24 protein-coding genes are annotated in these 26,774 nt (G+C 70.7%); 6 read left to right on the forward strand and 18 right to left on the reverse strand.

Annotated elements, in window-relative coordinates; all coding sequences use genetic code 11:
• The first annotated feature begins 45 nt into the window (after window positions 1-45).
• Window positions 46-1,017 (forward strand): hypothetical protein, encoded by a 972-nt coding sequence (locus F4X11_06425; protein ID MYN64649.1) that lies wholly within the window; start codon window positions 46-48, stop codon window positions 1,015-1,017.
• A 46-nt stretch (window positions 1,018-1,063) separates the two neighbouring features.
• A complete protein-coding gene (locus F4X11_06430; GenBank protein MYN64650.1) occupies window positions 1,064-2,230 on the forward strand; it encodes an amidohydrolase family protein in 1,167 nt (388 codons plus the stop codon).
• On the opposite strand, the gene F4X11_06435 is transcribed toward F4X11_06430, so the two are convergent.
• The 4 genes from F4X11_06435 to F4X11_06450 form a co-directional block, all read right to left on the reverse strand.
• The gene (locus tag F4X11_06435; GenBank protein MYN64651.1) at window positions 2,231-2,938 is read right to left on the reverse strand and encodes an ABC transporter ATP-binding protein; all 708 of its coding nucleotides are present in this window, start codon (window positions 2,936-2,938) and stop codon (window positions 2,231-2,233) included.
• A 66-nt stretch (window positions 2,939-3,004) separates the two neighbouring features.
• On the reverse strand, window positions 3,005-4,252 hold the full coding sequence (locus F4X11_06440) for an ABC transporter permease (GenBank protein ID MYN64652.1): 1,248 nt from the start codon (window positions 4,250-4,252) through the stop codon (window positions 3,005-3,007).
• A gap of 118 nt (window positions 4,253-4,370) precedes the next feature.
• On the reverse strand, window positions 4,371-5,585 hold the full coding sequence (locus tag F4X11_06445; GenBank protein ID MYN64653.1) for an ABC transporter permease: 1,215 nt from the start codon (window positions 5,583-5,585) through the stop codon (window positions 4,371-4,373).
• 81 nt (window positions 5,586-5,666) lie between these two features.
• A complete protein-coding gene (locus F4X11_06450; protein ID MYN64654.1) occupies window positions 5,667-6,716 on the reverse strand; it encodes a hypothetical protein in 1,050 nt (349 codons plus the stop codon).
• Between the two features lie 121 nt (window positions 6,717-6,837).
• Here F4X11_06450 and F4X11_06455 point away from each other — a divergent pair, with 121 nt between their 5' ends.
• Complete coding sequence (locus F4X11_06455; GenBank protein ID MYN64655.1) at window positions 6,838-8,301, forward strand: hypothetical protein; 1,464 nt, start codon at window positions 6,838-6,840, stop codon at window positions 8,299-8,301.
• 42 nt (window positions 8,302-8,343) lie between these two features.
• Here F4X11_06455 and F4X11_06460 read toward each other — a convergent pair whose 3' ends face one another.
• From F4X11_06460 to F4X11_06525, 14 genes are all read right to left on the reverse strand, one after another.
• Window positions 8,344-9,348: a hypothetical protein gene (locus F4X11_06460; GenBank protein ID MYN64656.1), complete on the reverse strand. Its 1,005-nt coding sequence runs from the start codon at window positions 9,346-9,348 to the stop codon at window positions 8,344-8,346.
• Window positions 9,349-9,476: 128 nt separating this feature from the next.
• On the reverse strand, window positions 9,477-10,496 hold the full coding sequence (locus F4X11_06465; GenBank protein MYN64657.1) for a hypothetical protein: 1,020 nt from the start codon (window positions 10,494-10,496) through the stop codon (window positions 9,477-9,479).
• Between the two features lie 154 nt (window positions 10,497-10,650).
• Window positions 10,651-11,070 (reverse strand): hypothetical protein, encoded by a 420-nt coding sequence (locus F4X11_06470; protein MYN64658.1) that lies wholly within the window; start codon window positions 11,068-11,070, stop codon window positions 10,651-10,653.
• Between the two features lie 50 nt (window positions 11,071-11,120).
• Window positions 11,121-12,101 carry a hypothetical protein gene (locus tag F4X11_06475; protein MYN64659.1) on the reverse strand — a complete coding sequence of 327 codons (981 nt, stop codon included), beginning with the start codon at window positions 12,099-12,101 and terminating at the stop codon, window positions 11,121-11,123.
• Window positions 12,098-13,210, reverse strand: a complete 1,113-nt coding sequence (locus F4X11_06480; protein ID MYN64660.1) for a cytochrome c — start codon at window positions 13,208-13,210, stop codon at window positions 12,098-12,100. Before F4X11_06480 ends, F4X11_06475 begins: the two co-directional genes overlap by 4 nt.
• A 133-nt stretch (window positions 13,211-13,343) precedes the next feature.
• Entirely contained in the window at window positions 13,344-13,640 is a 297-nt protein-coding gene (locus tag F4X11_06485) for a hypothetical protein (GenBank protein MYN64661.1), read from the reverse strand.
• Between the two features lie 222 nt (window positions 13,641-13,862).
• Complete coding sequence (locus tag F4X11_06490; protein MYN64662.1) at window positions 13,863-15,050, reverse strand: amidohydrolase/deacetylase family metallohydrolase; 1,188 nt, start codon at window positions 15,048-15,050, stop codon at window positions 13,863-13,865.
• Window positions 15,051-15,114: 64 nt separating this feature from the next.
• Window positions 15,115-16,701 carry a glutamyl-tRNA amidotransferase gene (locus tag F4X11_06495; GenBank protein MYN64663.1) on the reverse strand — a complete coding sequence of 529 codons (1,587 nt, stop codon included), beginning with the start codon at window positions 16,699-16,701 and terminating at the stop codon, window positions 15,115-15,117.
• Window positions 16,698-17,465, reverse strand: a complete 768-nt coding sequence (locus tag F4X11_06500) for an arginyltransferase (GenBank protein MYN64664.1) — start codon at window positions 17,463-17,465, stop codon at window positions 16,698-16,700. Before F4X11_06500 ends, F4X11_06495 begins: the two co-directional genes overlap by 4 nt.
• Entirely contained in the window at window positions 17,465-17,896 is a 432-nt protein-coding gene (locus F4X11_06505; GenBank protein ID MYN64665.1) for a type II toxin-antitoxin system VapC family toxin, read from the reverse strand. Before F4X11_06505 ends, F4X11_06500 begins: the two co-directional genes overlap by 1 nt.
• On the reverse strand, window positions 17,883-18,122 hold the full coding sequence (locus tag F4X11_06510) for a DUF2191 domain-containing protein (GenBank protein ID MYN64666.1): 240 nt from the start codon (window positions 18,120-18,122) through the stop codon (window positions 17,883-17,885). The genes F4X11_06505 and F4X11_06510 overlap by 14 nt, the downstream gene beginning before the upstream one ends.
• Window positions 18,123-18,209: 87 nt before the next feature.
• Entirely contained in the window at window positions 18,210-19,265 is a 1,056-nt protein-coding gene (locus tag F4X11_06515) for a low specificity L-threonine aldolase (GenBank protein ID MYN64667.1), read from the reverse strand.
• 2 nt (window positions 19,266-19,267) lie between these two features.
• Window positions 19,268-21,637, reverse strand: a complete 2,370-nt coding sequence (locus F4X11_06520; GenBank protein MYN64668.1) for a PQQ-binding-like beta-propeller repeat protein — start codon at window positions 21,635-21,637, stop codon at window positions 19,268-19,270.
• A complete protein-coding gene (locus F4X11_06525) occupies window positions 21,384-22,475 on the reverse strand; it encodes a hypothetical protein (protein ID MYN64669.1) in 1,092 nt (363 codons plus the stop codon). The genes F4X11_06520 and F4X11_06525 overlap by 254 nt, the downstream gene beginning before the upstream one ends.
• A 418-nt stretch (window positions 22,476-22,893) precedes the next feature.
• Here F4X11_06525 and F4X11_06530 point away from each other — a divergent pair, with 418 nt between their 5' ends.
• The 3 genes from F4X11_06530 to F4X11_06540 all read left to right on the forward strand — a co-directional run bounded on the left by F4X11_06530 (window position 22,894) and on the right by F4X11_06540 (window position 26,722).
• On the forward strand, window positions 22,894-23,346 hold the full coding sequence (locus tag F4X11_06530) for a hypothetical protein (protein MYN64670.1): 453 nt from the start codon (window positions 22,894-22,896) through the stop codon (window positions 23,344-23,346).
• Window positions 23,347-23,350: 4 nt separating this feature from the next.
• Entirely contained in the window at window positions 23,351-23,896 is a 546-nt protein-coding gene (locus F4X11_06535; protein ID MYN64671.1) for a nucleotidyl transferase, read from the forward strand.
• A gap of 483 nt (window positions 23,897-24,379) precedes the next feature.
• Window positions 24,380-26,722, forward strand: a complete 2,343-nt coding sequence (locus tag F4X11_06540; GenBank protein MYN64672.1) for a response regulator — start codon at window positions 24,380-24,382, stop codon at window positions 26,720-26,722.
• Window positions 26,723-26,774: the final 52 nt, after the last annotated feature.

The raw sequence follows: 26,774 nt of genomic DNA on the forward strand, positions 1-26,774 counted from the left end.
TACACTGCTGATACACGGGACGGAACAACCGACCAGGAGGATCACATGCGCTGCCGATTCCTCGTCGCCGGGTTCGTGCTCCTCATGATGCTGACCACTGCGCTGGCCGTGCCCGCGACCGGCCAGACGCGGGACGGCGCACCGGAGGGTTGGACGGCGCCCCGAACCCCGTGGGGTGACCCCGATCTGCAGGGGCAATGGAACAGCCAGACGTCGACCCCGCTGGAGCGCCCCCTCGAAGGACGCCTGGCCGAGACCGACAACCTGTCGCCGGGAGAAGCGCAGGCCATCGAGGACGCCAACCGCGCCGCCTTCGACCTGCCGCCGCGGGAGGGCAGCGTCGGCAACTACAACGCGTTCTGGCGGGACGTCGGCACGGCACTCACCCGCACGTCCCTGATCGTGGATCCGCCGGACGGCCGCATTCCGCCGCTCTCGGCCGGGGGTGAGGCACGCATCGCCGCCGAACGTGCCGAGCGGAGTCAGCGCGGCCCCGCCACGTCTCCGGACACCTACAGCGACCTGAGCCAGTGGACCCGCTGCATCTCGCGCGGCTGGAACGGCATCGGGAGCTGGTACAGCAGCAATTACCAAATCTTCCAGGTGCCGGGCTACGTCGTCGTCTACCAGGAGCTGATCCACGAGCCGCGGATCATCCCGCTCGACGGCCGCCCGCATGTCGCGGAATCGATCCGCCAGTGGCTCGGCGATTCGCGCGGCCACTGGGAGGGTGACACGCTGGTCGTCGAAACCACGAACTTCACCCCGAAGACCAACTTCCGCGGGTCGCGCGACACCCTGCACTTGACCGAGCGCTACACGCGCGTCAACGACGACACCATCGACTACCGGTTCACCATCGACGACCCGCACACGTTCCAGCGGCCGTGGACCGTCGTGCGGCCGATGAATCGGATCACCGACCGCGTGTCGATCTTCGAGTACGCGTGCCACGAGGGGAACTACTCGATGGAGGGCATCCTGGCCGGCGCGCGGGCCGAGGAACGGGAGCGTTGACGCTCTACGCGGACGATTTCACCAATGTCGTTCAGGGTCGAGAAGCATGACCAGAAAAGGCGGGACCGGAAACGATGCGCGGGCGGTCAGGATTGGCCGCCGAGAGGCCGTGCGCCTGCTGGGAGCCGGAGCAGGAATCGGCGTGGCCACCGCCTGGGCACGGGGTGCGAGCCCGCGGGCGTCCGGTAGACAGGCAGCGGGCCAGGGGGCGTCCTCCATCACGTTCCCGGACGGAGCCGTCGTCAGGACAGTGCTCGCCGACGTCGATCCGGTGGAGATCGGCTCGGGGGCCACGCTGTTCCACGAGCACCTCTCGTTCGACTACGCCAGCCCGCCGGCCGAGCCGCGGCGGCCCGGCACCCCGGCTCCCCCGGCCCCGACGAACGAAGAGATGGTCGACCTGCTGGTCGAGGAGCTGCGCATGGCCGCCTTCGACGGCGTGAGCTGCATCGTCGACTCGTCCATCGGGCCGCGCACGAATCAGCAGCTCGAGAACCTCACCGCCATGGCGACGCGCTCCGGCGTCCACGTCGTGGCCGGCGGCAGCTACTTCCTGCAGCCGCGCTATCCGGAGGAGATAGCCGGGCTGGACGAGGACGCGCTCGCGGCGCACCTGATCGAGCAGGCGGCGGGCGAGCGGTGGGGAGCGCTCGGTGAGGTGGGCAGCTCGTTCCCCGCCATGCACGATGAGGAACGCCGGATGATCCGCGCCGTCAGCAAGGCCCACCGCCGGACGGGGCTGCCGATCTTCACCCACGTCCCGCACGAGAGCTGCCCTTCGTGCGCCATCGAGCAGATCGACCTCTACGAGTCGGCGGGCGTCGACATGGGGCACCTGTGCATCGGTCACCTGTCGACCATCCAGCGGTCGGACGACCCGGGCTGGGAGACCCACAAGGAGATCGCCGGCCGCGGCGCGTTCATCGGCTTCGATACGGTCGGCCACCGCATGAGCGCGTCGTTCATCCCCGAGCGGGAAAAGGTGGACATGGTGCTCAACGCCCTGGAGGCAGGCTACGAGGACCACATCCTGCTGTCGTCGGACTTCGCCAACACGGCGCAGATCAAGGCGAACTGGGGCAACGGCTTCTCCACCGTCCTGGTGCAGTTCGTCCCGAAGCTGCGGTACTACGGGGTGCCGGACGAGACGATTCGCAAGATCCTGGTCGACAATCCGCGGCGCTGGCTGGCGCACGTGCCGGGCGCGGCGTAGCTACCCCCGGGCGTCGTCGCTCTCGATGCGGCCGTCGACGAGGCGGACGAGGCGGCGGGCGCGCGCCATGACCCGCGGATCGTGCGTCGAGAACAGGAAGGTGACCTGCTGCTCGCGGTTGAGGGTCTCCATCATCTCGAGCAGCGCCTCGGCGGTGGCGGAATCGACGTTGGCGGTCGGCTCGTCGGCGAGGACGATGGCGGGACGGGCCGCGATCGCCCGCGCGATGGCCACGCGCTGCTGCTGGCCGCCGGACAGCTCCGACGGCCGCCGGTGCTCCATGCCCTCCAGCCCCACCTGGGCCAGCAGCGCCATGACCCGCTCCCGGCGCTCCGCTTCGGCGACTCCCTGCACCGCCATCACGATCTCGGCATTCTCGTAGGCGCTGAGGACCGGCAGCAGGTTGTAGGCCTGGAACACGAAGCCGATCCGTTCGCGGCGCAGGCGGCTGAGCTCCTTGCGGGTGAGGGCCCCGAGGTCCGCGCCCTCCAGCCGCACGGTGCCCGACGTCGGGGTGTCGAGGGCGCCGATCAGGTTGAGCGCGGTGGTCTTGCCAGAGCCCGACGGGCCGCTGATGGCCGTGAACTCGCCGGCTTTCACTGTCATCGTGAGGCCGCGCAGCGCCTCGACGTGCTGATCACCTTGCCGGTAGATCTTCCTGACGTCGTCGAGCGCGACCACGGGAGTCTCACCGCCGCCACCGTTCATGACGCACTGCCTCCGCAAGTGTCGCGCCGGATCTTCTGGATGCCTGGTCGCGATCTGGACCTGGACCTAAACCAGCCGAATCGTCTCCACCGGATCGGCCTGTCCCGCCCGCCAGGCGGGATAGACCCCCGACAGCAGGATGGCGACGAGCGCCGAGATGCCGATGAGCGCAACGTTCTCGCCGTAGATGCCGACCCGCATGACCGTCGACATGCCGACGCCGGCGACCTCCATCTGGTCCGCCGGGATCAATCCCGATATGTCGATGCCAGTCGACGCGAGATAGAGATACGGTCCGATGGTGACCGCGGCGGCGGCGGTCAGGCCGATCACCGCCAGCCAGGCGCTCTCGATCATGATCAACCGGAAGAGCTGCCCCGGACTGAAGCCGACGGCGAGCATGATGCCGAACTCGCGCAGGCGCTCCATCACGCTGACGAAGAGCGTGTTGAAGATCCCGGCCGCCACGAGCACGGCGAGCACCAGCATCATGACCTTGGCGCCGCCCACCTTCATGGCGATGAAGACCGCCAGGTCCGGCTGCAGCTCGTGCCACGCCAGCACGGCGACGTCCGCCGGGGCCGCCGCGCCGAGGGCGGCGACCGCGGCGTCGCTGGCGCGCTGGTCGTCCACGAAAGCCGCGATCTGGATCGCCTCGTCGGGCGCGAAGCCGACCACCTCCCGCACCGCGTCGATGGGCAGCAGGCAGATGCCCGCGTCGACGCTCGGCGAGCCGGTGCGCACGATGCCGGAGACGCGCGCGAGGGCGCTTACGATCTCGCCCTCCTTGTCGGTCAGCGTGTAGACCAGCTTCGACCCGAGCTCGACGTCCAGGTTCGAGGCGAGCTTCTCGCCCAGGATGATGCCGCCGTCGGTCGACGAGCCGAAGAACTCGCCGTCGACTATGGCCTCGATGAGCGACAGCGTCTCGTCGTCCTCCTGCTCCGGGGAGACCGCGATGAAGCCGGCGCCGACGTTCTCGCGCGCGGTCGCGAGCATGGTGAACCCGGTGATGCGCTCGACGACCCCGATGACGTGGGGGTCGTCCGCGGCCAGGCGCTTCAGAGTATCGGTCCCCTGCACGGTGCGCGTCAGCGTGGGGGTATCGAGATACTCCGGATGCTGGATCGTCACGTGCCCGGCGCCGAGCCGGGCCGCCAGTCGGATCATGTCGGCCCAGTTGCGGTCCTGCATCGCCATCATGATGACGGCGAGGAAGACGCCGAAGACGATCGCCGACAGCGTGATGTACGTGCGGCGGCGATTGCGCCACAGGTTGCGCCACGCCATCGTCGCGAGACTGCTGCCCTTCATCGCGCTGCCCTCATCATTCTCTCCACCGCATCCCTGCTTGCTTCTCTTCTACATTCGCCGGGGGCGCAGCCGGCCGCGACGAGTCGCTTCGCGGCCCCGTGGCCGTTCCGGCCGCGCATCACTGATGCCGCATCGCCTCCACCGGGCTGATACGGGCCGCCTTCAGCGCGGGATAGATCACCGCCAGAAGCACCAGAATGACCAGGTTCGCGGTCGGGGCCGCGAACGTGGCCGGTGTCACCGCCGCCCGCCAGACCGTCGCGATCGTCGCGCTCAACACTTGCACGCCGCCGAGCGCGCCGGTGTCGATGCCGAACTCCACCAGGTACCACAGCGTCGGGACGGCGAGCGCCACGCCGACCGCCAGGGCGAGGCCGGTCTGCAGCCCGCTCTCCACGAAGATGAGCCACACCACCTGCCGCGGCTCGACGCCCAGCGCCTTGAGGACGCCGAACTCGCGGATGCGCTCGAACACCGCCATCAGCATCGCGTTCAGGATGAGAATCGCGACGACGATGTAGATCACCGCCGAGACGATCTGCATCGAGGCGTTGGCGGAGTCCAGATAGGTGGCCAGCGTCGGCAGCAGCGTCCGCCAGGACCGCGTATCGAGGCCTGGGGCCAGCCCCTGCACCGCCTCGACGGCCGCCGGCAGCTCGACGTCGTCCGGCTTGCGCACGACAATCCGGTGCGCGCCCGACGGCAGCACGAACAGCTCGCGGAACGCCGCCTCGTTGAGAAAGACCGTGGAGCGGTCCACGCCGTCGCTCACGCTCTGCAGGATCCCGCGCACCGCGTAGAGATCGTTCGCGATGCTCCCGTCGGCCGCCTGGCTGAGAACGATGAGCTCCCCGCCGATCTCCAGGTCGAGCGAGCGCGCGAGCCGGCGTCCGACGACGACGCCGTACGGATCTTCGGCGTCGAGCCAGGCGCCCTCGGCAAGGCGCGTCGAGATGGCGCTGACGCCGGCGTCGGCCCGCACGTTCAACCCTTGCAGCGACACGCCGGCCGCCGACACCCCGGCCGCGGCGAGCCCGCCGCCCACGAGCCGCGCACTGGCCCGGAACCCCGCCGCCTCCAGCGCCGGAATCAGCGTGTCGACGTCATCGATGCGCGTGTACAGCGACGGATCGTCGAGGTAGGTCGGCGCGTGGACCTGCAGGTCGCCGATCTCGACGTCGATCACCGTCCGCTCCATGTCGGCCAGCAGGCCCTGGAGCATAGCGAACCAGACGACCATGGCGAAGAAGCCGAACGCCATCGCGGCCACCGTGACGACGGTGCGCCGCCGGTTGCGGCCGATGTTCCGCCACGCCATCTTCAGGATGCGCATCGAGGAGGCCTCGCTGCTCTCGTTGCCGCGCGGCGTTTCACAGCGGGCTCCCAGGGAATCCTGGTCGACGCACGGGAACCGTCAGCGCGCCGCCTCCTCGTCGCCGGCGGCCTCCCGCTCCTCGGTCCGGGCGCCGCTCAGCACGTTGACGATGCTGTAGTTGCCTTCGTGGCAGGCATACTCGAAGAGGGACTCGTCGGTCCGCCGCAGCGGCAGCTCGCCGGACCACGGGCTGGTCCAGCGGGTCGGGTCCTCAACGGTGAACTCGTAGCGGAGCGTGTCGGCGTCGACCCGGGTGAACCGCTCGATGATGCGCAGGCTCTGGGTGCGCCCCCCGTTGGCGGCGCGGATGCGGACCACGTCGTTGCCGAACGACGAGCCCTCCTCGCTGCGGGCGATGTTGCGGGTCTCGACGACGAGCGTGTCGCCCTCCCAGCGGCCGCGCATCTCGCCCAGCCACTGCGGGATCGGTCGGCCGAGGCGCGGGCGGCCGTCGAGCGGAATGATGCGGGTGTCGTGGATCATCTCGACCTGGATCGCTACGTACTCGGGCGTTTGCAGGATCAGGTAGTTGTTGTTGTAGCCGGTCGGCAGCATGGGCGGCCCCACCGACCACAGCATGCAGCGGTCGTTCAGATCCATGTCGGTCCAGGTGTCGGCCGGACCGCGGGCGCTGCGCGCGGCCAGGCGCGCGTCCTCGTCCTGCTGTGCTTCCGGCGTCAGCGGCGGCAGGCGCCCGTCGGGCGGATCGACGACGATCGAGGTCCGGCCGGTAGAGGTGACGCCCCGATCCAGCCAAAAGTTGTTGTAGAAGCCGGGCGCGCCGTCCGCGCCGACGTCCACGCTCTCGGTGACCTCCGTCCGGCGGGCCGGCCGCGCCAGCAGCTCCGCGTTGCGGTCGACGACCTCCTGCTCCAGGTTCGCCACCTCCTCGGCGGTCAGCAGCTCTTGCCCGGCGAGCTCCGCCGGGCGCTCGAGGGGCGTGATGGTCTTGCTGGTGTAGGTGCCCTGCAGGTCGGGATGGCCCCACGGCGTGCGCGGCGCGGCCTCCTGGCCGGTCGCCGACAGCGGCGCGAGGGCGACGGCGGCGAGCACCACGGGGACTGCGGTGACGAGAGAGCGGACCTTCATCTTTCGCCTCCTGGAGCTGCGTGACACTGCGCCCATGCTACGCCCTCGGGAAGTGGGCCGCAACCGCGGGCAGCGCCTTCGGGTAACCTGACCGCACGACCCACTGAACCGGAGGCCGACGATGAACCGCTGGATTCCCCTGTCGTTCGCCGCCCTGCTCGCCGTTGTCGCCGCTGCCGGTAGCGCCCGCGCGCAAACTGCCGGCACGGGCCACGGCGAGGAGGCCTTCAACACCCGGCTCGTCGGCATGCACGACCTGCAGGCGCGCTCCGCCTACCAGCCCCTGCCGGTCCGGCAGGGGGAACGCCGCATCGCCTACGTCGGCCACCACGCGGGGGAGCGCCTGAACCCGCTGACCGGCGCCGTCGAACCCAACGGCACGTCGGTCGTCGACGTCACGGATCCGGCGGGCCCCGTCTACCTGGCCCACATCCCGGCCACCGGCGGCGCGAGCGGCGCGCAAATGGTTCAGGTGTGCGCAGGCAACCGGCTACCGGGAGGAGTTGCCGGCCGCTTCTACCTGCTGCGGTCGAACGGCAACCGGAGCCACGAGGTCTGGGACGTCACCGACCCGGCCGGCCCCGCCTTCGTGCGGACGGTGGCCGAGATGGGCCGCACGCCCACGGGCGAGCAGCACACCCACAAGAACTGGTGGGAGTGCGACACCGGCATCGCCTACCTGGCCGGAACCGTGGACGGCTGGCGCGCACCCCGCATCCTGCAGATCTTCGACCTCGCCGACCCGGCCGCGCCGCGGCGGATCCGCGACTTCAGCCTGCCCGGCGTCCAACCGGACGCGAGCGGCCCCATCCCGGGCGGCTCCGGCGTGCACGAGGCGGTCCGGTTGGGGAACCGCGTCTACCTGGCGTACGGCACCTCCAACAACGGCGCGGTGCAGATCCTCGACCGCGAGAGACTGCTGAACGGCGATCCGGACGCCGCGGCGCCGCTGGCGGCGAGCCCGGCCGGGCTCGCCTACCCGCAGATCGGCCGCATCGACCTGCCGTCGTTCTGGGGCGGGCACACCGCCATGCCGCTGCTCGGCGTGGAGATTGCCGACTACGCCGGCAACCGCGACCACGCCACCCGCGACTTCCTGTTCGTCGTCTCCGAATCGGTCGCCAACGCCTGCCAGGAGACACGCCACGTCACGCTCATGCTCGACATCACGGACGAGGCCCATCCCCTCCCGATCGGGACCTTTCAGGTGCCGGAATCGAGCGGCGGCTTCTGCGGCCGGGGCGGCCGTTTCGGCCCCCATGCCCCCCAGTGGTCCATGGAGCCGCCGTTCTACGGGAAGCTGATGGTGGTCTCGTGGTTCAACGCCGGGGCCCGGGTCATCGACGTGCGCGACCCGTTCGACATGCGGGAGGTGGCGTACTACATTCCCGCCACCACCGACCGGACGGATCAGCGCTGCGCCGTCATCGACGGCGTCGAAGACTGCCGCGTGGCGATTCAGACGAACAACGTGGAGGTCGACGACCGCGGGCTCATCTACCTGGCGGACCGCGCCGACACCGGCCTGCACATCGTGGAGCTGACGGGGCCGGCGGGAGCGATCGTCGAGAACGCTCGGGACTGACTCCGGGAGGGCGCCCCGCCACAGGCGCCCCCCGGGCGGAACTCACTTCGCCGCGGCGGCCGCCTCCTCCGCGCGCGATCCGGCCAGGATGTTCGTCAGCCCGTAGTTGCCCTCGTGGCAGGCGTACTCGTAGAGCGGCTCCGAGTTGCGCCACATGGGCAGCGACCCCTTCCACGACTGGGTCCAGACGTTCGGATCGTCGACCGTGAACTCGTAGTCGAGGATATCGTCCGAGACGCGCGTGAACCGTTCCTCCACCACCAGGTCGGGCGTCAGGTCCGCGTCGAAGTTGCGGATGAACGCATGGTCGTTGAAGTTGCGCGTCTCGACGACGAGCGTGTCGCCCTCCCAGCGGCCGCGGGAGCTGCCCGCGAACTGCCGGAGGGATTCCGGCAGGTGGGGCCGCCCGTCGAGGGGGATGTACCGGACGTCGTGGATGTGCTCTTGCAGGATCAGCACGTAGTCCGGGTTCTGCACGATCAGATAGTTGTTGTTGTAGCCGGTCGGGAAGGACGGGACGCCGCGGTACCAGAGGCAGCGGTCGCCCCCGTCGAGCGTCTCGTAGGTGTCGACCGGCAGATCGCCGCGCCGCATCGCCGTCCGGCGGGCCGCCTCGTCCGAGTTGAGCCAGCGTTCCACCTCCGGCGTCACCGCCGGCAGCCGCCCGTTCGGCGGATCGGTGATGACGGATGTCCGCCGGTCCGGCACCACGCTCGTCCCCCGCTCCATCCAGAAATTGTTGTAGGCCCCGACGTTGCCGCCCGCCTCGGTCGCGCGCGCGGGCGCCTCCCACAGCGCGGCGTTGCGGTCGGCGGCCCCCTGCTCGAGACTGGCCGCCTCCTCTTCCGTGAAGAACTCCTGGTCGCCCATCGACTCGGACCGCTGGAACGGCGTCAGGGTGGCGTTGTTCCAGACCCCCTGGAGGTCCGGATCGCCCCACCCGGTGCGCGGACCCGATTCGCTCTGGGCCTGAACGGCCGGCGGCGACAACGCCAGCGCCGCCACCGCGATCACCGCGTACACGACAGCGAAACCTCGAAGGCTCATCGCATCCTCCTCGCCACGCGTTCCGACGTTTCCGATTCCCGGATCCATGCCCATGATGCACCCGGCGGCGGTCCCGTGCAACCAGTCGGGAGCAACGGCGGTTGCCGCCACTACCTGCGCCGTCGTCATCACCTGCCGGCCGCGGCCTCGGCCTCCTCGGCGCGGGCGCCGCCCAGGATGTTGATCATCGCGTGGTTGCCCTCATGGCAGGCGTACTCCCATATCTCGCCCGCGGTCACCCCGCGCGCGGCCTGATCGGTGGTCATCGGCGCCGCCGCGGTCCAGGGCCGCGTGAACGACAGCGGGTCCTCGAGGGTGAACGTGTAGTCGATGGTCTCGGGTCCGACACGGGTGAACCGCTCGACGAGGCGCAGGCCGGGGCGGGCCGCCCGCCACGGGGCGCTCCAGTAGGTCTCCGGCTTGTCGACGAAGTTGATCGTCTCCACCACCAGCGTCTCGCCCTCCCAGCGGCCGCGGGCCTCTCCCGTCCACTGCGCGATGCCGGTCAGGGGCCGGTCGTCGAGGGGTATGACCCGCAGCTCGTGGTACATCTCGTGCAGCATCACCACCTGCCCCGGCGTCTGGAAGATGCGCATGTTCATGTTGTAGGGCTGCAGCGGCACCATGTTGGGGAGGCCGTCGGTGATGCAGCGCTCCCCGGTGTCGAGGTCCGTGTAGGAGTAGAACGGGCCGACGCCGTAGCGCGCCCGCTCGCGGTCGCTCTCGACCTCCCTGTCCGGAATCCAGGGAATGACCCCCTCCGGCGGATCGACGATCAGCGCCGTGCGCCGGTCGCCGACGATGCGCGTTCCCGCATCCAGCCAGACCTGGTTGTAGCCGCCGACGCTGCCGGGGGCGGACTTGCCGTCCGAGGCCGCCCGCCGCGCGGCGGATTCCTGCTCGATGGCCGCCGCCTCCTCGTCGGTCAGCAGCGCCCGCTCCGTCTGGTCCGCCGGACGCTCCAGCGGCGTGAGCGTCGCCGACGTCCAGAGCCCCTGCAGATCGGGGTCGCCCCAGGCGGTCCGCGCCGCCGTCGCGCCATCGTCGCCGCCGGACTGGGCCGCAGCCGCCGCCGGCGGCAGCAGCACGGCAAGCGCCAGTGCTCCCGCGACCGCCGATCCCTTCGAGCCGATCCATCCGCTGCTCATCGCAACCTCTCTTCCGCTCCGGGAAGCTCCCGCCCGCTTCCGATCCGCGCCGTCTCATCCGTCGGAAGAACCGCGCGCCGCCGACCGCGCGGGGCGCGGACTGCACGGACGAACCCGCCGTCCAAGTCGACCGCCGGCAGGTTCGTCTCGCCGGTCAGCGGCGTTCGTAGGGAGCGCCGATGCCGGACGAGCCGACGAAGAACTGCGATCCGTCCGGGAACGTGATGTCCCGCGCGTTGGCGGTGTTCGAGCCGTTCTTGGCGCCGAAGCCGTCGATGACGAGCTCGGTCCCGACGGGAACGGAGTTCTTGTTCAGCCCGCGGCGCATCAGGGCGTTGGGGGCGCCGCACTCGATGGCCCAGGTGACGACCTCGCCGTCCTCGCCCTCGACGTCGACATGGATCCAGGAATGCGGGTTGATCCACTCGGTCCTCGAAACGGTGCCCACGAGCCGCAGGGGGCGATCCGCATCGAACTCGGCGGAGAAGGCGTGATGCCCCGCCGCCGGTGCCGCTCCCGCGAGCAACCCCAGCAGGAGGACGCCGCCCAGCCCCGGTCCCGTTGCAACCGTCATCGCCGTAGCGCGCTTCATTCGCATCGTGACTCCCTCGACCCGGAGGCGGACTACCTGATCCGCACCCGCGCCGCGCCGACGTCGACGCCGGTCATCAGCTCGAGATTGCGTCCGTTGCCCTCGTGGCAGGCGTACTCGAAGAGCATGTGGCCCTCGGGGGCCCGTCTCAGGGCGTTGAACTCGATGGTCCACGGCTGCGTGAACACGTTCGGATCCTCGATGGTGGCGGTGTACCGAATCGTGTCCGCGTCGACGAACGTGAAGCGCTCGACGACATGCAGGTCGCCGCTGTGGAAGACGCCGTGCCCGCTTGTCAGCGCGCTGGCCGGCGCTCCCTCCGGCGGCGCCCCGTGCCCGACCGGCCAGGTGTTGGCGGTGAAGTTGGTGACGTCCACCACGAGCGTGTCGCCCTCCCAGTGCCCGCGCGAATCGCCCATGCCCAGGCGGATGTCGGGCGGCAGGTGCGGCCGGCCGTCGAGCGGGATGTACCGGTAGAGGTGGTTCCACTCGTAGAGCATGATCACGTAGCCGGGAATCTGCAGGATCTGGTACGTGTTGTAACCGACCGGCAGATGCGCCCGCGGCAGCGCCGACGGCAGGCACTTGACGCGCGGGTCCAGGTGGGCCAGCTCTTCCTGCCGCGCCATGATCTCGCCGCGCTGCTCGGCCGCCCACGGCTGCAGCGGCACCCTGCCGTCCGGCGGGTCGATGATCATCGGGCGCGTAATGCGCCCGGGGCGCGGCGGCGCATCCGGATCGGGCTCGAAAAAGCGCGAGAACGCGGCGCCCTGGCCGCGATTGACGCCCTCCGCCTGCCGCCATTCGTCGCTCGCCCGCGTCTCGAGCGGCTGCGACGCGCCCGGCAGGAAATAGCCGCGGAAGTCCGGATCCCCCCACGGAGTCCGGGGCGGCTCGAAGTCCACCGGCTCGCCCCCCTGGGCATGGACCGAAGCGGGCAGCGCGGCCGGGCCGAGCAGGGCGAGCGCCGCAATGGCGCCAACGGCGACGAAACCTCTTCCACACTGGATCACCGCGCACCTCCCTCCGGCGTCTCCAACGCCTGCAGGATGAAATCGACGCAGTCGTAGTCGAGAAGCTGCAGCCCGGCCTCCATGCGGCGATACAGCGGCATGCGCATCGTCCACGGGCGGGTGAAGACCTCCGGGTCCTCGATCGTCACCTCGTAATCGAGGTGATACGGCGTCACCGGCGTGTAGCGCTCGACCACGTGCAACCCGTCGCTGTGAAAGTTGCCGGCCGCGTCGAACCAGGCCCGGCCGTTGAAGTGGGTCGTGTCGACCACCAGGGTGTCGCCGTCCCAGTGACCGCGCGAGTCGCCCATCCAGAAGTCGTTCGGCAGCGGATGCGGACTGCCGTCGGTGTAGATGATCCGTACTACGTGCGCGAACTCGTAGGTGATGACGACGTGATCCGGCGTCTGCAGGATGCGGAACGGGAACGGCAGATAGGTGACGCGCGGCACCCCCGGCAGGAAGCACTGCCGCAACGGGTCCGCGGTGAGCCGGTTCGCGTAGTTCTCACGCTGCTGCGCCGCCGCCCACGGCTGGTACGGAATCTCGCCGCCCTCGACCACGCCGAGACCGGCCGGGACGCCGTCCTGCGCGTTGTGCGCCCGGACGTCCCAGGATGCCGCGTTGAGGGCCTGCCAGATCCCGTTCAGGTCGGGCTGCCCCTCGGGCGTGCGCGGGCCGTCGTATTCGCTGGTCTCGACCGCCTCGACTGCTTCTGCCGCTTCTGCCGCTTCTGCCGCTTCTGCCGCGCTCTCCTCCGCTTCGGCCTCGACCTCCTCCGAAGGAGGCGCCGGCGGGGCCTGCGGCGAGGTCAGGACCTCCAGGTAGGCGGCCACCTGCCGCACCGCATCGTCGTCGAGCTCGCGGCGCGAGATGGGCGGCATCTGGCCGTACCCTTCACGGACCACGGCGAGGACGTACTCGGCGTCGAAGCCGAAGGGGACCAGGGCGGGAGCGATGTCCCCGCCGCCCGCCGCGCCATGGCAGAACTCGCATACCTGCCGGTAGGGCTGGGCGCCGGGTGGATCCTGCGCCGCCGCGGCGGACAGCGGAACCACCATGGCCAGGGTGACGGCCAGCACCGCGCCCGGTGCGTATCGAGAGACCATGGCCGTATTGTAGCGCGCGGGCCCGGTCGCACCTCCGAGTCCGCCGGCGGGCCAGTGACGGCGCCGGCTTCACGGAACGGATACCCGCGTGACTACAACCGACAGTGACCGCCGACGGGGAGCCCGTCCCGCGTCACGGTCGGCCGTCGGCGTTGATGTCTGCGGTGATGTCTGCGGTGATGACCGCCTGCAGCGCGTCCACCCTGCCGGTCAAGCGGTCGACCCTGCCGGTCAGGTGCTCGACCCTGCCGGTCAAGCGGTCGACCCTGCCGGTCAGGTGGTCGACCCTGCCGGTCAGGTGGTCGACCCTGCCGATCAAGCCATCGACCTTGCCGTTGACCAGCAGCACGCCGATCGCGTTCACCAGCGAGATGAGCAGGGTAAGGGTCGCCAGGACGAGACTCACGGCTTCGCGCGTTCCCGTGTTCACGATGCAGCCTCCGTTCACCAGGAAAGGCTCGATGGGGGCAACATCATCCTACCACGTGACTACACTTGGCGGCAACGGAGCTTCGCCCTCGTACGACTCGCTCACGGCGCCGCGTTCTCGTACCACTTGAGATCGCGGTGCGGACCGCCGATGCAGATCAGGCGAACCCACCGGTCAGACGGCGCGCGAACCCACCGGTCAGACGGCGCGCGAACGCACCGGTCAGCCGGTGCGCGGGAGCCACTCGCCGCCGAGCACGGTACCGCGCGGGAACAGGCGCTGGCCGCCGGTGCGCAGGTTTTCGTAGTTGTCGACGAAGTCGAAGAGGCCGTGGCGCAACTCCAGCAGAGCCAGGTCGGCCCGCGCCCCGACGTGCAGCGTCCCGCGGTCGTTCAGGTGCGGGAAGACCCGCGAGGCGTTGGTGGTGACGCACGCGACCACCTGCGTCAGGCTCATCCCCGCGTCGAGGAACTTCGACATCACGTTGGGCAGGTCCACCACCCCCGGCACGCTGCGGCTCGTGGTGTTGCCGTCGGTGGAGATGGTGTCGGGCAGGAATCCGGTCTGCATGACCTGGTCGAACGTGTCCCAGCGGATGTGCCCCCGGCGGCCGTTGGCCACGTCGAAGCGGATGCCCCGGCGCCGCGCCTCGAGCACCGCCGGCCGGATGCGGCCGTCGTCGCCGACGATGGCGTTGGGAGGCGGCGCGTACATGTGGGTGACCACGTCGCCGGGCTTGAGCAGGCCGAACAGCGTGGACAGCGGCGAGACCGTCTGCCCCATGTGGATCATCACCGGCAGGTCGAAGGCCGACGCCGCCGCCTGGGTCCGGCGCAGCACTTCCACGTCGTCGGCCGCCACGTTGCGCGACAGCCGCGCCTTGACCCCGACCACGTAGTCCCGGTGGCGCGCGATCGCCTCCCGCGCCGCCCCGACGTCGGCCAGGTCGAGATCCATCGTGTCGCCGCCGGGCAGGATGCCCTGCCGCCCGATGTTGACGAGCAGGCGCCCCTGCTGCGGCGCCGCGCGCGCCACGGCCACCTGATCGTCGATGGCGTCGGCTCCGGCCGAGCCCGCGTCGACCCACGCGGTCACCCCGTCCTCCAGACAGATCCGCGGCCCCTGGGCCTCGCGGGCGTAGTGCGTATGGACGTCGATGAGGCCGGGCACGACGATCCGGCCGCTCGCGTTCACCACCTGCGCCTCACCGGCGTCGAGGCCCGGCTCCACCGCGGCGATGCGGCCGCCGGCAATCGCCACGTCGCGGACGGCGTCGATACCCAGCGACGGATCGATGACCCGCCCGCCCTGGACGACGAGGTCCCAGGACGCCGCGTGCGGGCGCGCCACGCCGGCGCCGAGCGCCGCCGCAGCCGTGGCGGAGACGAACTGGCGGCGGGTGATCAGCATGTCGGTCCTCCCTCTCGGTGAGAACACATGGTCTGCGCCTTAACGCGGCGTGTCAACCGCGCCGTCACGGCGCCAGCGGCGGCGTGTGCACCGGCAGGCGGCGGGCGCGGGTGGCCTGCTCGAAGGCGTAGCCGAGCGCCAGCAGGCGCGGCTCGTCGAACGCGCGTCCCAGGAACGAGAGCCCGACCGGCAGGCCCTCGCCCGTGAACCCGGCCGGCACGATGAGGTCGGGGAAACCGGTCAGATTGGCATAGCGGGTGGCCGAGCGCCCGCCCCCGCCGGACGGCGCCGGCGCGATGTCGGCCCGGCCCGGCCGCCGGGGCGAGGTGGGATAGACGATGGCGGCGAGGTCCTCCGCGTCCATGAGCCCGGCGATGGCCGTGCGCACGAGGGGCAGGCCGTGCTCGCGTATGGCGCGGTACTCGGAATCCGAGAGCTCGCCGCTTCCCTCCTCCTCGCGCATCAGGCGCCAGCGGCCGGGATTGGGCGCCGCGCCCCCGTCCTCCCGCCCGTTGACACGCACCGCGTCCTCGATCAGCCCGGCCAGCGTGGTCGGAAAGCCGGGCTTCAGGGTCGCGAGATAGTCGGCGATCTGCGCCCGGAACTCGCGGTAGCGGATCGGGGCGTAGAAGTTGCCGGGAGCATCCAGCAGCCAGTCCGGGAAGCGCAGGTCGACGATCGTCGCCCCGGCGGACCGCAGCACGTCGAGCGAGGCCTCGACGATCCAGTCCACCTCGGCGTCCTGGCCGAGAAAGTCGCGGGCGACGCCGATGCGCGCGCCCCGCAGCGCGTCCGAGTCCAGGTACTGCGTGTAGTCGGTCTCGAAGCGTCCTTCGCTCGCCGCGGTGGCGCCGTCGGCGGGGTCGACCCCGGTCATCACGCCGAGCGCGGCGGCCACGTCGTAGACGTGGCGGGCCATCGGCCCCGCGGTGTCGAACGAGAGGGCGAGCGGGACGATGCCGTCGCGGCTGAGCAGTCCGTAGGTAGGCTTGAGCCCCGCGATGCCGTTGGCCGTCGACGGTCCGCGCACCGACCCGCCGGTGTCGGTCCCCAGCCCCACCTGCGCATACGCCGCCGCGATCGCCGCCCCGGTCCCGCCGGACGAGCCGGATGGGCTGCGGGTCGGATCGTGCGGGTTCCGAGTACGTCCCCCGAGCGAGCTCATCGCGCCGCCGGAGGCGAACTCGCTCATGTTGACCTTGGCCAGGACGATGGCGCCGGCGTCGCGGAGCTTGCGCACCAGGAAGGCGTCGTCGGGCGGCAGCGAGCCGGCCAGCAGGACCGAGCCGGCGGTGGTCGGCAGGTCCGCCGTGTCGAGGTTGTCCTTGAGGACGACGGGGATCCCGTGCAGCGGCGATCGCGGTCCGTCCGCGGCCCGTTCGGCATCGAGCGCACGCGCCCTGACCACCGCCTCCGGGTTCAGTTCGATAACCGCGTTGAGTTGCGGACCGGCGTCGTCGTAGGCCGCTATGCGGGCCAGGTAGCGCTCGACGAGCTGCTCCGAGGACAGCGTGCCCGCGTCGAACGCCCGGTTCAGGTCCTCTATCGTGGACGACGTCACGTCGACGCCCTGCGCGCCGGCCATCGGGGCGACGGCGACGGCGAACAGCAGAAGCAGACAGCAGGGCCGGACGTGGTGGATTCGAGTCATTGGGAAACCGTCCTCCCGTTCGGGTCCGCGACGCCGCGCGCCGGTGCGACCGGCCGCATCTGCTGCCAGCGGCCGTCGACCAGAAGCTGCAGCGGCTGATAGTCGATCTTGTACTTCATCTTGGCCGACTCGGCGATCCAGAAGCCGAGATAGAGGTACGGCAGGCCGCGGCGGCGGCACTCCTCCACCTGCTTGAGGATCGCGAACACGCCGAGGCTGCGGTCCGCCAGATCGGGATCGAAGAACGTGTAGATGGCCGACAGACCGTGATCGTGGGTGTCCGTGACGGCGGTGGCCACCAGCCGATCGCCGAGCCGCGCGTTCAGGAAGAACGTCCCGGCCCAGTCCGACCGGGCGATGTGGTCCAACTGTCGCCGCGATGGCGGGTACATCTCTCCGTCCAGGTGGCGGCCGCGGATGTAGCGCGCGTACAGGTCGAAGCCGGCGTCGTCTATCGCGGCCGGTCGCGCGTCCACCGAGAGGTCCGCGTTCTTCTTCAGCACGCGACGGAACCGGCGCCCCCACCGGAAGCGATCCACGGCGACGCGGGTAGCTATGCAGGCCTGGCAGGCGTCACAGCGGGGGCGATAGAGGTCGGGGCCCGACCGGCGGAATCCGGCGCGCGCCAGGGTCGCGTAGTCTTCTGCCGAGCGCGGCTCGTACGGATGGAGCAACTGCGTCCGCGCATCCCGATCGGCGAAGTAGAGACACCGGTGGGAAGCGAGGAGAAAGCGCCGGCTCTTGGCGGTCGCCGATACCGACATCAGTCGTCCAGCAGGTTGCGGTACATGAGACCCGGATACATCGAGAAACCGTGGTCGAGCGTGACCCATTCGCATCCGTGCTCGATCGCGAGCGCCGCGTGATACGCGTCCGGAATCCGGTTGCCGGTCAGGCGGCGCACCGCGAACAGGTTGCGGAAGATACGCCAATGGCCGTCGCCGGGCCGCAGTGTGACGGCCGCGGGCTGCGCGAGCAACGCCTCCACGAAGGCGCCGGCCGCCTCGGTGGGGGTCGGCGGATGAAAGACCTTCGGATGTGTCAGGACGCGCAACACGCCGCTCAACACCAGCTCCGAAAGACCCACAGGCGGTCGACCGGAGAAGGCGTCGTCCAGCCATTCCCGACAGCGATCGTGATGCATCGCGTCCACGCGAAACGCGTTCACCAGGACGTTGACGTCAGGACTCTGCATTCATCCGGTCTTCAAGCGCCGCGTTGTCGGTCAGGTCCACGCCGGGCTGGACCCCCTGCCCGCGAAAGACCGGAATCGGCGGGCCGTCCGTAGCGACACGCGCCGGTCCCGCCAGGAGCTCCCGCAGCGCTTGCTCGACCACCGCCTTCAGCGGCCGGCGGTCGCGGGCCGCGTGGGACTTCGCGGCGCGCAGGAGCTCGTCGTTGATGTCTATCGTGGTGCGCATACACAAAAGCATATCAATGAGTATGTCTTTACGCCACCGCGAGTCGTCGGGATGGACGTCGGACGCGCGTACGGCGAATACCTGTGCTCAACCGCGCGCCGCGGAGGCGATCTCGCCGATTGCGCCGAGCGCCCTCTCGATGCCCTGTCGCGAGACGTCGAGATGGGTCACCGCCCGGATCTGCCCGCCGGCGGCGCCCATTCGCACGCCGGCCGCGGCCAGGCGGTCGACGAACTCCCGGTTGCTCACCCCCAGATCGCTGACGTCGAAGAAGACCATGTTGGTCTCCGGCGCGGTGTTGCGCACCGCGATGCCCTCGATGGCGGCCAGGCCGCGGGCCAGCAGGCGGGCGTGCTCGTGATCCGCCGCCAGCCTGTCGACGTGGTGGTCGAGGGCGTACAGACAGCCCGCCGCGGCGACGCCGGCCTGCCGCATGGCCCCGCCGAAGAGCTGCTTGTAGCGCCGTGCGGCCGTGATGAAGTCCCGCGACCCCGCGAGCACCGCGCCGATGGGCGCACCGAGCCCCTTGGTGAAGTCGATCCACAAGGTGTCCACCTCGGCCGCGAACGCCGCCGCCGGGACACCGCTCGCCACGCGGGCGTTCATCAGCCGCGCGCCGTCCATGTGCAGCGGCACCCCGCGCGACCGCGCACACGCCGCGACCGCGGCGAGCTCCTCCCGCGTCCAGACGGCGCCGCCGCCGAAGTTGTGGGTCTGCTCCACGCACACCAGCCCGACCGGCTGGCCGTAAGGAACAGGCACCGCCACCACGCGGTCCATCGCCGCCTCGAGCTCGACCGGCGTGAAGATGCCCCGCTCGGTATGGATTCCCTGCACCATGACGCCGGAGGCGAGCGCCGCCCCGCCAGACTCCGCCCGGATGACGTGCGCCATCGCCTCGGCCACCAGCGCGTCCCCGGGCCGGGTGTGCGTCTTGACCGCGACGAGGTTGCACATCGTCCCGGTCGGCAGCCACAGCGCCGCCTCCTTGCCGAGCAGCCCGGCAACCCGTTCCTGCAGGCGGGTGACGGTCGGATCCTGACCCTTCTGCTCGTCACCCACCTCCGCGGCGGCCATCGCCGCGCGCATGCCGGCGGTCGGGCGGGTCTCGGTGTCGCTGGAAAGGAAGACGACGGCGCCCAACCCTATTCCTCCGGCAGGGCGAACGCCACGAGCCGCGCGTCGGGACCGGCGCCGGTGGCGATCAGGATGAACTGCCGGCCCGCGCGCGAGCGGTAGGTCATCGGGTTGCCGCTGGTGCGGAACTCGGTGGGCACGCGGCTCACCTCGCGGCCGGTCGCCGCGTCGAACGCGTAGAGATACGGGTCGCCGCCGCCGAGCAGGACGAGCCCGCCACCGGTGACCAACGGTCCGGGAGCGCCCGGCGTGCCGAGCCGCGCGGGCAGCTCGACGCCCCGCAGCAGCGGATGCGCGCGCATCACCCGGCTCCCCTCGCCGAACGGCACGCTCCAGGCGATGTCGCCCGCGTCCAGGTCGATGGAGACGAGCCGCGCGTAGGGCGGCTTGACGAGCGGTATCGGCCCCAGCCGGCTGCGCTCCGCCGGAACGTATCCGCCCAGCCCCCGGAAGATGCCGGCCGAGCCGCCGCGCGGGCAGTTGTTCGTGTAGGCGACGTCGACGTCCGGGAGATTGGGATCGGTCTCGCACACCTGGTTGGCCGAAACCCCCTCCGAGGTCCGCACGTAGAGCCGGTTGGTGGTCGGGTCGAAGGCGGCCCCGCCCCAGTTGGCGCCGCCGTCGACGCGCGGCCGCTGCAGCGTCCCCCGCAAGCTGGGGGGCGTGAAGAGCGGTCCGAGCCGGTAGGTCTGCAGCTCCTCGACGGCGAGGCGATGGATCTCCGGCGTCAGGTCGTTCGCATCATCGAGCGACACCCCCTGCGCGGCGAACGGCGGCGGCTTCGTCGGGAACGGCTGGGTCGGATACGGCACCTCGCCCGGCACGTCGGTCTCGATGTCGACCGGGCGCTCCTCGATGGGCCAGACCGGCTCGCCCGTCACCCGGTCGAACACGTAGGTGAAGCCCTGCTTCGAGACCTCCGCCACCGCGTCGATGGTCCGGCCGTCCACCTCCAGGGTCATCAGGTTCGGCGCCGACGTGAAATCGTAGTCCCACAATCCGTGGTGCACCGCCTGGAAGTGCCATTCGCGCTCGCCGGTCCGCGCGTCGAGGCAGACGAGCGACTCGGCGAACAGGTTGGCGCCGAGCCGCCGGCCGCCCCAGTAGTCGCTGCTCGGCGTGCTGGTCGGGACGTACAACAGCCCCCGCTCGGCGTCGAGGGACATCAATCCCCAGACGTTGGCGTGCCCGGTGAAGCGCCAGGAGCCGCCCTCCCAGGTGTCGGCCCCGAAGGCGTCGTTCGACTGCGGCACGGTGTAGAAGACCCAGCGCCGCTCGCCGGTGTGGACATCGAACGCCTGCACCGACCCGGGGGTATCGAAGCGTTGCTGGATGCGGTCCGGCACCCGGCTGCCGACGATGACCAGGTCCTCGAAGACGACGGGCGGCGACGTCTGGTCGAACATCTCGTGGGTCACCGGATTCGGGAAGTTCTCGGTCAGCAGCACGCGGCCGTCGTCGCCGAACGAGCGGATGAGCGACCCGTCGGCCGCGTTCAGCGCATACAGGCTGTCGCGGCTGTTGATGAAGACCCGCATCTGGTCGCCGGCCCCTGCCGTCCGGTTGGCGGTAGCCGGCCAGACCGCGACGCCGCGGTGCTTGAACCCGCCGGGAGGGCCGCCGTCCGGGCCGGTGCGCCATGCCTCGGGATCGAACGCCCAGAGCTGCTCGCCGGTCTCGGCGTCCAGGGCGACGACCCGCGTGTACATCGTCGACACGTAGACGACGTTGTCGATCATCAGCGGCATCACCTCGAAGCTGCCCGGCCGCGTCCGGAACTCCTGGTTCGGCAGCTCGTTCGGCTCCCACGTCCAGGCGACCTCCAGCCGGTCGACGTTGGCGGCGTCGATGTCGGCCAGCGGCGAGTACTTCGACGCCGCCTGGTCGGCGCCCACGTAGGGCCACTCGACCATCTCGCCGGGCTCCTGCGCCGCGGCGGGTGCCCCGGCCATCAGCGCCGTCGCGAGCACGGCCGCCGCCATCATGATTCGTGTCGCCCTGTGCATCTTCCGAGACTCCTCTCGCTCGTCAGTCGGCCCCTGTGCGGGCTTCCTGCACGCGAACCGCCCGCGCGTCGTCGCGTGGCGGCGGGTTCCGGCTCTCGTCGACCCGGCGCGTCGCCTCTCAGCGGTCGCGCGTGCGCGTCCGCCGGCCGACACGCCGCTGCTGGTCCAGCCGGGCCAGCAGATCCGCCTCGTCGCGGCAGGCCAGCGCGGCGGCGGCGAGCACGGCAGGGTTCTCACCCGCGACCCGGGCGGCCAGCCGCTCGGAGACGTCCAGGCCGCGGTTGCGGAGGATCGCGTGAACGATCTCCGCACACCCCTCGGCACGACCGGCGGCCACCCCTTCCGCACGGCCCGCCGCACGGCCCGCCGCATGCGCTTCCCGGCGCTGCGCCCCGAGCCAGAGATCGTCGTCCGGACCGGTTCCCCGGGCCTCGCCCAGCGCGCGACCGACCCGCTCCAGCACGGCACATGTCGCCTCCGACAGCTCGGCCTCGTTGAAGGCCGCATGGATCTCCGCCGCCGTCCAGCCCGGCAGCGCAACGCTTGCCGGCACGGACCGATAGCCTTCCGTCGACCGCCGGTGAATGGTCAGGCTCGGGCGTCGACGCGGCGAGCCGCCCTCCGGCACCTCGACCCACACCTCCGGGAAACCCCACGCCTCGTACAGCCCCAGCTTGCCCCGCCGCACGTCCGTGGCGTAGTCCACCTCCAGCACCACGTCCGGCAGGTGGTCCGAACCCACCTCGACGGCGGCGCCGCGGGGCCGCGTCTCCACCGGATCCAGAAAGACCACCTGGTCCGCCTCCAGGATGCGCTGCCGCTCGCCCCGCGCGTTGCGGAGCAACAGGTCCGCCGCGCCCAGGGTAAGGATCGGCGCCCCGCGGATGGCCGCGATGCGCGTCAGCAGCCCGCTGAGAACCTGGCTCGGACTCTCGTGGTAGACCGTGTTCGGCTCGCACGCCACCCAGGCCGTCTCCGTCGCCGCGTCCCAGTACTCGATGCGGCTCTCGTGGTCGGCGATGGCCTCGCGCGTGATGCGGATGGGGCGGCAGCCCGGGAACTCCGGGACGGGTTCCGGGACCTCGGCTCGCGCGTACCCCGAGGTTGGCGTCGCGGCGGAGCCGGCCGCTGTCGGGACGGACCCGAGCAGTGCGGAGACAGCCGGCGCCGACACGGGGGCAGCCGGCGTAGACCCACGACGGGAAGTCACCGAGTCATCCTACCACCCGGCCGAGACGGGGGCCTTCCCCTTCGGTTGCGCCTCAGCCCGCGCGTGCTCCCTCTCGGAGCCGCCGCGAAGAAATCGCCGGGAAGAGACTTGACAACCTCTTCGGGAGGGAACGGTTCGAGATCCGGCAGCGATGCCGTAGCGGGACTCAGGCGTGCGACACCTATTGATATGCAGTGAATTGTCACTCCCGGTTCCGCGCCTACCCTTCCCGTTGCATCCCCGTCCAGGACGGGATTGCGCCTCGCGTTCACTGCGGGCGCGTCATGGTGGCTGCCAACCCTGGAATGGCGTCGGTCGTGGTATTCTCAAACTTGGGGAGGCATCATAGCGGCGGCTGGTCACGGAGGCTTTCGGCGACCCGGCACGTGAATTGCGCCAGCTCCCCCGGCCACCGGAAGTGACTGACCTGCAACAGGGTGATCCCCCCCCCTCCCCCCTGTGGTTGGACGGCTACCTCGTCGGAATCGAGGAGGACTGGCCGGAAGCGGATATCTATCGGCTGATTGTGTGCGGCCTTCCGCGCAACTTCCACGTTCTGCCCGCGGCGGAGCAACGCGCGGCGCTCGCGGGCCGGCCCCGGCTGACGGGAACGAAGTGGGACGCGCTCCTTGCGGCGACGGTGGAACACGTGGCCCGGCAGCATGGGCATGATGCGCCGGCCTGGGTGGACGAGCCGGAACGGTTCCTCGACAGCACGTGGGTTGTGTTCTCGTCGCCGTTGATACGGGCGAATGCGTTGATGTACTCTCCGGCCGCGTTCCTGCGGCACGGCGCGATACCGGATCCCCGGGATCTCGACGGCCGCGGGGGGGAACGCCATCAGTGGACCCCCTGGCCGAGCCTGTTCTGACGGCATGGCTGACGAGCTGCTTGACCGCAAGCGCATCGTTGAGCTGTTCGATGAGCTGTCGAGGGAGCTGAGGTTCCAGGGCGCCCGGGCGCAGATCTACATCATCGGCGGCGCGGCGATGAGCTTGGCGTTCGACCGTGAGCGGGCGACGCGGGACGTGGACGCACGGATCGACGCGGGGCACTACCGGCTGACGCAGGCGGTACAGACGGTCGGCCGAAGGCACGGGCTAGCGGATTCGTGGCTCAACGACCAGGCGACGACGGCGATCCCGCGCACGCCGGACGGCCGTGCGCAGACGGTGTACGAGTCGGCGTACCTGACGGTCACCGGCGCGTCGGCCCGGCATCTGCTGGCGATGAAGCTGGCGGCGGGCCGTGGCAAGGACCAGGGGGATATCGGGGTGCTGTGCAAGCACCTCGGGCTCAAGGGTCCAGACGAGGCGATCCGGGTGTATCGGGAGTTGTTCCCCGGCGAGCTGGTGAAGGCGTCGGTGCGTAGCGCGGCGGAGGCCGCGTTCCCGGAGCGGAGCGTCGAACGCGGGCGATAGCTCCGCCGCGGCCCCGATCGTGGCGATTGGGGTAGCACCTGGTGCTTGGGCGACACCCTCGGCCTGCTCACCGTGGTCGATCAGCGTTCGCACAATGTCGACTGCCAGTCGGCGGTACCGCTCGCGTTCGGCCATGTCTCGCCCCTCGTGCCGCCAGCAGGAACGCCAGCAACACGAGTCCCACCGCCGGCAGCGCCGGCACCGGCGCCACGTCTACAACCGTGATCGTCACCGTAGCATGTGCAGTATCCCCGCGGTCGTCGAACACCCTCACGCGCACGTAGTACTTGCCGTCCCGCTCCGGCGCCGTCCATACCGTCTCCGCGTTCGTGTATCATCACAGTATCGTGTTAAAATGAACTCCATTTATGTTGTTTTCATAATATTTCCGAACTACAGTGCCCCAAAAGCGCCCCCGGAGCGGGCGGCAGCGCTTCCGGCGCCGCGGCGCATTGCGGTTCAAGCCGACTGGAGGGAGAAGCCTTGACGGATTCGAGCGACGCGAAGCGGGAGAACGAAGCGCTGCGCGAGCGCATCGCCACCCTGAGCGCGGCCATCCTGCGCATCAGCGCCACGCTCGACCTCGACACCGTGCTCGCCGAGGTCGTCGAGAGCGCCCGCAGGCTCACCGGCGCCCGCTACGGCGTCATCGCCACGGTCGACGAGGCGGGCGCGCCCACCCGGCAGCCCATCTTCTCCGGCTTCACGCCGGAGGAAGAGCAGGAGCTCTTCACCTGGCCCGACAGCGGCCGCCTGTTCGAGCACCTCCGTCACCTGCCGGGGCCGGTGCGGCTCGCCGACCTCTCCGGCTACGTCCGCGCGCTCGGCATCGCGCCGGCGCGGATGTTCTCGCGGACCTTCCAGGGCACGCCGATGCGCCACCGCGGCGCGGAGGTCGGCCACTTCTTCCTCGCCGACAAGGCCGACGGCAACGAGTTCACCAACGACGACGAGGAAGTGCTGATGCTGTTCGCCTCGCAGGCCGCGGCCGCGATCGCCAACGCCCGCACGCACCGCGGCGAGCAGCGCGCGCGGGCGGACCTGGAAGCCCTGGTCGAAACCTCACCGGTCGGCGTCGTGGTCCTCGATGCGCAGAGCGGGCAGCCGGTGTCGCTCAACCGCGAGGCGCGGCGCATCGTCGAGAGCCTGCGGACGCCCGCCCGTCCTCCCGAGCAGCTCCAGGAGGTGATCTCGGTCCGCCGCGCCGACGGGCGGGAGGTGTCGCTGGCCGAGATTCCGCTGGCGCAGACGCTCGGCGCCGGCGAGACGGTGCGCGCCGAGGAGGTCGTGCTCTCGGTCCCCGACGGACGCAGCGTCAAAACGCTGATCAACGCCACGCCGATCCGTGCCGAGGGGGACGCCATCACCTCGGTGGTGGTGACCATGCAGGACCTGGCCCCGCTCGACGAGATCGACCGGATGCGGACCGAGTTCCTGAGCCTGGTGAGCCACGAGCTGCGCGCCCCGCTGATCGCCATCAAGGGCTCGGCCGACGCGCTGCTCGAGGAGGCGGCCGAGCTCGACCGGGCCGAGATGCGCGAGTTCCACCGCATCATCGCCGAGCAGGCCGGCCACATGCGCGGCCTCATCCGCGACCTGCTCGATGCGGGGCGCATCGACTCGGGCACGCTGTCGGTCGCGCCCGAGCCCTCGGAGGTGGCCGCGCTAGTCGAGCGGGCGCGCAGCACGTTCCTCAGCGGCGGCGGCCGGCACGCCGTCCTCGTCGACCTGCCGGCACAACTGCCCGCGGTGATGGCCGATCGCCGGCGCATCGTGCAGGTGCTCAACAACCTCCTGTCGAACGCCGCGCGGCATGCGCCCGAGTCGACCCCCATCCGGGTGGCGGCGGTGCGCGAGGACGCGCACGTCGCCGTCTCGGTCTCGGACGAGGGGAGCGGGGTGGCGCCCGAGCTGTTGCCGCACCTGTTCAGCAAACACGGCGGCGGCGGGCAGGGCGCGAGGGCGGGCTACGGCCTCGGGCTCGCCATCTGCAAGGGGCTCGTCGAGGCGCACGGCGGCCGCATCCGGGCCCACAGCCCCGGCGCCGGCCGCGGCGCCACGTTCACCTTCACGATTCCGGCGGCCGGCGAGGCCGGTGCGGCGGCGGCCCGTAGCCAGACCCCGCCGCCGGCCCCGGAATCGGCCGAGCCGCCGCGCATCCTGGTGGTCGACGACGACCCGCGGGCGCTGCGCTTCGTCCGCGACGCGCTCGCCGAGGCCGGCTTCGCCCCGCTCGTGACCGGCGCGCCGCGGGAGATGCCGCGCATCATCCGGACCGAGAGGCCGCGCCTGGTGCTGCTGGATCTGATGCTGCCCGACACCGACGGCATCGAGCTGATGGGCCAGGTCCCCGAGCTCGCCGACCTGCCCGTCATCTTCATTTCCGGCTACGGCCGCGACGAGACCGTCGCCAAGGCGCTGGAGTCGGGCGCGGCCGACTACCTCGTCAAGCCCTTCTCGCCGACCGAGCTGGTCGCCCGCGTCCGGGCGGCGCTGCGGCGCCGCGAAGAGCCCGCGCCCTTCGCGGTCGGAGAGCTCGCCATCGACTACCCGCAGCGCCGCGTGACGCTCGGCGGCGAGGAGATCGAGCTCACCGCCAAGGAATACGAGCTGCTGCGCGTGCTCTCGCTCGACGCGGGTCGGGTCGTGACGTTCGAAACGCTGCTGCGGCGGGTCTGGGCCAAGTCGGAGAAAGCCGATGCGAACCTGGTGCGCAACTTCGTCAGGAACCTCCGCCGCAAGCTCGGCGACAGCGTATCCAGCCCCGCCTACCTGTTCAACGCGCGCGGCGTCGGCTACCGCATGGCGAAGCCGCCGGACCGCTGAGGGCCAGGCGCCATCGAACCGCAGGCCCGAGCCGAGGCCGACGGGAGTCGTC

It is taken from the genome of Acidobacteriota bacterium (genome assembly GCA_009861545.1).
Taxonomy (GTDB): domain Bacteria; phylum Acidobacteriota; class Vicinamibacteria; order Vicinamibacterales; family UBA8438; genus WTFV01.